This window comes from Streptomyces sp. NPDC017529, assembly GCF_044329785.1.
Taxonomy (GTDB): domain Bacteria; phylum Actinomycetota; class Actinomycetes; order Streptomycetales; family Streptomycetaceae; genus Streptomyces.
The window spans coordinates 1-7,165 of sequence record NZ_JBIRJY010000044.1 but is presented as its reverse complement, the minus strand read 5'-3'; the positions used below and the strand labels follow the sequence as shown (position 1 = coordinate 7,165).

The following is a 7,165-nucleotide window of genomic DNA, read 5'->3' as shown; positions in this document are numbered from 1 at the left end:
CACCACCAACTCAACCGACCGCTCCATCACCACCGCAACCCGACCACCACGCCCCACACCCACACCAGACAAATAGCCGGCCAACCGACCCGACGTCGCCCACAACTCCCCATACGACAGAGACGTTCCCGCACCCGAAACCGCCACCGCATCCGGCCTACAGGCCACCTGGGCAGCGATCAACTCAGGCACCGAGGAAGACAACACCCCCTCCCCCTCCGCAGTAGCACTCCGGCCAGAGACCACCACCGCCCCGCGCTCCTGCGCACCCAGTACGTCGATCCGGCCCACCGGCATCATGGGGTCGGCCATCAGCTGTTTCAGCACTCGCAGGAGCCGGCCGGGCAGTGCCGCGGCGATCTCCGTGGCGACCAGGTCCGGGCGGTGGTCCAGCCATACCTGGATGCGGTCACCGGGGACGAAGCTCAGGGTCAGCGGGTAGTGGGTCGCCTCCCGTGCGTCCATCGGGCGGAACGTGAGCACCTCGGCCGAGGCCGCCTGGTCACTGGGTGGGGACGGGTAGTTCTCGTAGGCGAAGAGGGTGTCGAAGAGAGCTGCGGAGCCGGCGAGACGCTGGATCTCCGCCAGACCCATGTGCTGGTGTTCCAGCAACGCCGTCTGCCGCTCTTGCAGCCCGGTGAGCATGTGCAGTGCCGGCTGTGCGCCGTCGAGCCGTACCCGTACCGGGAGGGTGTTGATGAGCAGGCCCACCATCGTCTCCACGCCAGGCAGCTCCGGGGGCCTCCCGGAGACCGTGGTACCGAACACGACGTCCGTACGGCCGGTCAGCCGGGCCAGCAGCAGCGCCCAGGCGCCCTGCATCACCGTATTCATCGTCAAACCGTGGGTGCGGGCGAATTCGCCGAGGGCACGCGTCGTTTCCTGGTCGATCTCCGACGACACCATTTCCGGAACCGCCGGTTTCCGGGTCGGGTCGGCCGGTGCCACCAGCGTCGGTTCCGCGATCCCGGCCAGTTCGGCTCGCCAGGCCTGCCGTGCGGCCTGTTTGTCCTGCCGGCCCAGCCACGCCAGGTACTCCCGGTAGGAGGTGGCCCGGGGCAGCACCGAGGTGTCGCCTTCCGCCGCGTAGAGTGCGGACACTTCCTGTTGGAGAACCGGTGTCGACCACCCGTCGAGCAGGATGTGGTGGGCCGTCATGACCAGTACGTGCCGTTCGGCGGCCAGCCGGATCAGTACCAGGCGGAGCAGGGGCGCCACCGACAGATCGAATCGCTCGGTCCGTTCCGCTGCGGCCAGCTCCGCCACATGGCGGGACGCTTCGCCGTCCGTCAGGTGTGACGCGTCGGCCTCTCGCCAGGGAACCTGGACGTGGGTCGGAATGAGCTGTACCGCCTCGCCCGACTTACGGCGGTGGAAGCTGGCCCGCAGCGCCGGGTGCCGGTCCAGCAGTACCTGCCAGGCGTTGCGTAACCGGTCCGCATCCAGTGGGCCGTCCACCGCCAGTGTGGCCTGGACGACGTAGACGTCGGGACTGCCGTTGCCGTTGCCGTGGTCGCCGGCGTCGCCGCCGTTGGCATCGGCGTCCTGGTTGTCGGACGTGGCGTGGAAGAGAATGCCTTGCTGCAAAGGTGACAGCGGCCATATCTCTGCCAGTGCCGAGCCCTCGACGGCGGTCGTGGTGCTCATAGTGACAGTCCCCCTTTCAACCGGGCTGCTATCGCTTCGAATTGTTCGATCTCGTCCTGTTCGAGATCGAGGAGCGGGAAGTCGGAGGGCGTGTGGCCGCCCGCGGCGGGGGCGGCGGTGTGGGAGGCCAGGCCGCCCAGTGCCGCCAGCCAGCTGTCGCCCAGCCGGTCCACCGCCGCCTCGTCCAGCAGTCGGCCCGGCCAGCTCAGCGTGATGGTCAGTTCGCTCCCGTCCGGGGTGTCGCGGATGACCGCGCCCGCCTCCAGTACGTGGGGGGCGGCCATGTCCGGGTCGGCCGAGCCGCCCACCGCGGTCGTGCCGGCCGGCTGCCAGGCGCCGACGGTGCCCGTTGGGGCGGGTGCCGGGAAACGCCCCATGTAGTTGAAACCGATGCGCGGTGATGGGAGAGCTGCCAGCCTTGCTCCGGTCTTGGCGTTGAGGTGGCGCAGCAGGCCGTACCCGAGTCCGTCGCCCGGCACGTTCCGGGCCTGTTCCTTGATCGCTTTCAGCAGTGCTCCGGCGGCAGGGCCCCCTGCCAGCGCTTCGTCCAGGTCGATGCCGGCCAGTTCCAGCCGCTGCGGGTGGACGCTGGTGAACCAGCCCACCGTACGGGAGAGGTCCGTGCCGTCTGCCGCCTCACGTCCGTGTCCTTCGATGTCCACCAGTACGCCGGTGCCGGCGGGGGTGGTGTCGTGCCTCCAGTGCACGACCGCGCCCGCCAGGGTGGCGAGGAGCACTTCGTGCATGCCGCAGTGGAAGGCCACGGGAGCCCGTTCGGCGAGGACCGCTGCCTGCTGCGTCGGCAGTGTCCAGGAGCGATGGCGCACAGTGGCCGCGGTGTCTGTTGCCGGGTCCGGCTGCCGGTTTCCCAGGGGGGCGTCGGTCGTACCCAGCATGGTGGACCAGTCCGCCAACTCCGCGATTCGCTCAGGAGCGTTCGCCTGCTCGGCCAGCAGCCTCGCCCACCGGCGGAAGGAGGTTTCCACCGGATCGAGCCGCGGTATCCGGCCTGCCATCGCCGCCTCGCAAGCGGTCTGGATGTCGGGCAAGAGGATGCGCCACGACACGCCGTCCACCGCCAGGTGATGTACCACCAGCGCCAGCCGACCTATCCGGCCGGGGCCCGCGTCCACCCACACCGCCTGCACCATCACACCCGCACACGGATCCAGCCGCCCCACAGCCTCCTCGGCCGCACGCTCCGCGACCTCCTCCAACCGCTCCCCTGCCGCATCCACCCGGACGACCAGCGCACCGGCATCCACCGACCCACGCTCACCCACCACCAGAACCGGGTCGGCACCGGCACCGGCCACCACCCGAGCCCGCAACATGTCATGGGTATCCAGTACAGTGCTCAGCCCGGCAGCCACCGCTTCCCGCGTCAACCCGGCGGGCGTCCCCACGACGGTCCACTGCGCGAATCCGCTGCCGATGATCCGGTCTCCCAGCATCCGCATGACCGGTGTCCAAGGCACCTGGCCGGTGTCCGCCTCCACTTCCAGGGACCCGGATGCCGTCGGCCCGGTGCCGGTGCGGTGTGCGACCTCCGCCAGCCGTTCGGGCGTCTTCTCCTCAAACACCTGTCGCGCCGTCAGCACCAGTCCTGCCTGCCGAGCCCGCACCACCAGTTGTAACGACATGATCGAGTCGCCGCCCAGTTCGAAGAAGCCGTCCTCGGGCCCGACCCGGTCGAGCCCCAGCGCCTCGGCGAACAGGCCGCACAAGGTCTCCTCGGCCGGGGTGCGCGGCGCCCGGCCTCGTCGCTCTCCGGTGAGGTCCGGGAGAGGCAGTGCGGACCGGTCCACCTTCCCGTTCGGTGTCATCGGCAGCTCGTCCAGGACCATCACCGCCGCCGGGACCATGTACTCCGGCAGGGCCCTGGCGACGTGTTCCCGTACTGACCGGCCGTCCGGCGCGCGTCCGTCGGGAACCACGTAGCCGAGCAGCCGGCGTTCACCGGGCCGGTCCTCCCGCACCACGGCCACCGCCTCCGCGACGCCGGGGCAGCCCGCCAACGCCGCCTCCACCTCGCCCAACTCCACCCGGAAGCCCCGGACCTTCACCTGCTCGTCCGCGCGGCGGGCGAAGACCAGCTCACCGTCGTGTGTCCAGCGCACCAGGTCCCCGGTCCGGTACATCCGCTCGCCCCGGCCGAACGGACAGGCAACGAACCGCCCTGCGCTCAACGCCGCCCGCCCCGCGTACCCCCGTGCCAGGCTCACACCGGACACATACAGCTCGCCCACCGCGCCGGGCGGCAGCGGCTGGAGGAAAGCGTCCAGGACGTACGCCCGGGTGTTGGCGACCGGGCGCCCGATCGACGGGGCGTCGCCGCCGCGGAGCGGGCCGCCCACCGTGGACGTGACCGTCGCCTCCGTCACCCCGTACTCCACGTACAGCTCCCGGCCCACAGCCCACCGGCGACGCAGTTCCTCACTCAACGGCTCACCGCCGATGACCAGCACCCGCAATTCCGTGAGGTCGTCGGCAGGCACCTGCGGCAAGAACGTCGCCGTCATCGCCGCGTGCGTGATCCGCTCCGTGCGCAGCAGCCTGGCCAGCTCCTCACCGAGTGGCGGCTGCCCCGCCGGTGCCAGCACCAGCCGTCCGCCGGCGCACAGCACCGGCCAGACATCGGACATCGACACATCGAAACTGGGAGAGACCAGCTGAAGCACCCGGCTGTCCGCACCGATCCCGTACCGCCGTACACGGTCGGCCACGAGGTTGCGCAACCCACCGTGCGTCACCGCGACACCCTTGGGAACACCGGTCGAACCTGAGGTATAGATGACGTACGCCACGTGGTCCGCCCGTAGCGGTACCGGCCGCTCCGCATCCGTGACGCAGCCTCCGGGGCAGTCCGCCAGCTGCGCGGCCACCACCGGATCGTCCAGGTCCACAACCCGGCCGCCGAATCCCTCCGGCACCGCACGCCGGCTACCGCCGTCACACACCACAACCGCCGGGTCCGCGTCCCGAAGGACGAACGCCACCCGCTCCGCCGGATAGCGCGCGTCGACCGGTACGAACACCGCGCCCGCCATGGCAACCGCCAGCACCGCCCGTACCCACGACACCGAACGCTCCAGCAGCACCGCCACCCGGCACTCGGGCCCGACACCGGCACTCATCAAGTGCCGCGCCAGTCTGCCCGCATCCGTGGCCAACTCGCGATATGTGGCAGCTCGTTGGCAGTCCTGTACGGCTGTCTCGTCCCACGAGCATGCCGACCGACTACGGAAGAGTTCCGGCACCAGCGCGACGGGCACCGCAGTCGCCGAGCGGTTCCAGTCCTCAACCACCAGCCGGCGTTCTTCCGCACCCAGCACCTCGATCTGCCCCACAGGCCTTCGGCCGTCGATGATGAGTTGCTCGAATACCCGCATCAGACGCCCGGCGAGCGCCTCGACGATCTCTGTTCCGAGCAGGTCACTCTGATAGACGAAATGGAGCTGGAGCCGGGGGCCGGGGGCGATGTTCAGTCCCAGTGGGTAGTGCACGGTGTCGGTCGCGCCCAAGACGCCGACCGAGAGCGCGTCGGCACCGGCCGGAACGGCGGACGGTTCGGGGTGGTTCCCGTAAGCGAAGAGAACGTCGAAGACAGCCCCCGGACCGGCCGACCGCTGCACCTCCGGCAGCCCCAGGTGCTGATGTTCCAGCAGGTTCGCCTGACGTTCCTGGAGGCAGGTGAGCAGCTCCAGCAACGGTTGCTCCGCGTCGAGACTCACCCGCACCGGGAGGGTGTTGATGAGCAGCCCCACCATCGTCTCCACACCGGGCAGTTCCGGTGGCCGTCCGGAGACCGTGGTACCGAAGACCACGTCCGTACGGCCGGTCAGCCGCGCCAGCACCAGCGCCCAGGCGCCCTGCAGCACCGTGTTCATCGTCAGTCCGTTGGTACGGGCGAACTCGCTCAGCCCGTACGTGATTTCCTCGGACACCTCCGCCCAGCACTCCTCCGGAACCGCCGGCCTCCGGCCCGGGTCGGCCGGCGCGACCAACGTCGGCTCCTCGGACCCGGCCAGCTCCGCCCGCCACGCGTCCCGCGCCGCCTGCTTGTCCTGCCGCGCCAGCCACGCCAGGTACTCCCGGTAGGAAGCCGCGCGAGGAAGCCCCGAGGCGTCGCCCGACGCCGCGTAGATGGCGGTCATCTCGTCGACGAGGACCGGCATCGACCAGCCGTCCAGGAGGACGTGGTGGCTGGTCAAGACCAGCCGATGCCGGGAGCCGGCCGCGCCCTCACGGCCGTCCGGCAGGCGAATCAGCAGCAGTCGCAGCAACGGCGCGTCGGACAGGTCGAGCCGCTCCGCCCGCTGCTCAGCGGCCAGCCGTTCCACTTCGGCCGCCGACTCACCGGCCGGGAGCCCGCTGACGTCCGCCTCAGCCCACCGCAGCGGCACCTCTCGGCGGACAACCTGCACAGCGGTGCCTGTCGCGAGCCGGTGGAAACCTGCCCGCAGCACGTCGTGCCGGGCCACCAACGCCTCCCACGAGCGCCGCAGCCGGGCCGCATCCAGCCGGCCGGTCAGCTCCAGCTGCCACTGGGATTCGTAGACGTCCGGACCTGCTGCGTCATAGGCCGCGTGGAAGAGCAGCCCCTCCTGCAGCGGGGAGAGCGGCCAGATATCCGCCAGCTCAGGCACCGTCGCCTCCAGGTCCGTCACTTTCTCCTGGCCGAGAGCGAGGAGGGGAAAATCGGACGGGGTGTGACCACCCGCCCTCGGCTCATCGGTGTGGGCGGCGAGCCCGGCCAACATCTCCACCCAGCCACGGCCCAGACGCTCCGCCTCGTCCTCGTCCAGCACTCCGGACGGCCAGGCCAGCGAGACGGTCAACCGCGGCCCGTCGCTCCTGTCCTGGACGACCGCGCTCGCCTCCACGCTGTGCTGGACGGCCATGTCCGGGTCGGCCCCGCCGCCGACCGCCGTTTCGCCGGCCTGCTGCCAGACACCTGCGGCCTGCCCTTCCGCGGAAGCGGACCGGAACCGGCCCAGGTAGTTGAACCCGATCTGCGGGACGGGCAGCTCCGCCAGCCGGTGGCCGGTGTCCGGGTTGAGATAGCGCAGCAACCCGTAACCGAGACCGTCGCCGGGCACCGCCCGCGCCTGCTCCTTGACCTGCTTGAGGAGCCTCCCCGCCGCAGAGCCACCGGAACGCACCTCGCCCGGGTCGATACCCGCGGCACTCAACCGGACCGGATGGACGCTGGTGAACCAGCCCACCGTACGCGTCAGGTCCGCACCCGCATACGGCTCCCGGCCATGACCCTCGACATCCACCAGCACCCCGGCGGCACCGACGTTCGTGCACTGCGTGACGGCTCCAGCCAGCCCGGCCAACAGCACCTCATGCACCCCGCAGTGGAAGGCGCCCGGGGTACGTCGCACCAAGGCCGCCGCGTCCGCCTGCGGCACCGTCCACGACCGGTGGCGCAGGGTCGCCACGGTGTCCCGCGCCGGATCCAACGCCCGCTTGCCCAACAGCGGCTCGCGGCCGCCCGCCAACACCGCTT

2 protein-coding genes are annotated in these 7,165 nt (G+C 70.6%); both read right to left on the bottom strand.

Annotated elements, in window-relative coordinates:
* The coding region (locus tag ACH4K4_RS38565) for a condensation domain-containing protein (protein WP_398175018.1) at nucleotides 1–1,647 on the bottom strand (1,647 nt) is incomplete at its 3' end.
* A partial coding sequence (locus ACH4K4_RS38560) for an amino acid adenylation domain-containing protein (protein ID WP_398175015.1) occupies nucleotides 1,644–7,165 on the bottom strand: 5,522 nt, incomplete at its 5' end. The genes ACH4K4_RS38565 and ACH4K4_RS38560, both read right to left, overlap by 4 nt.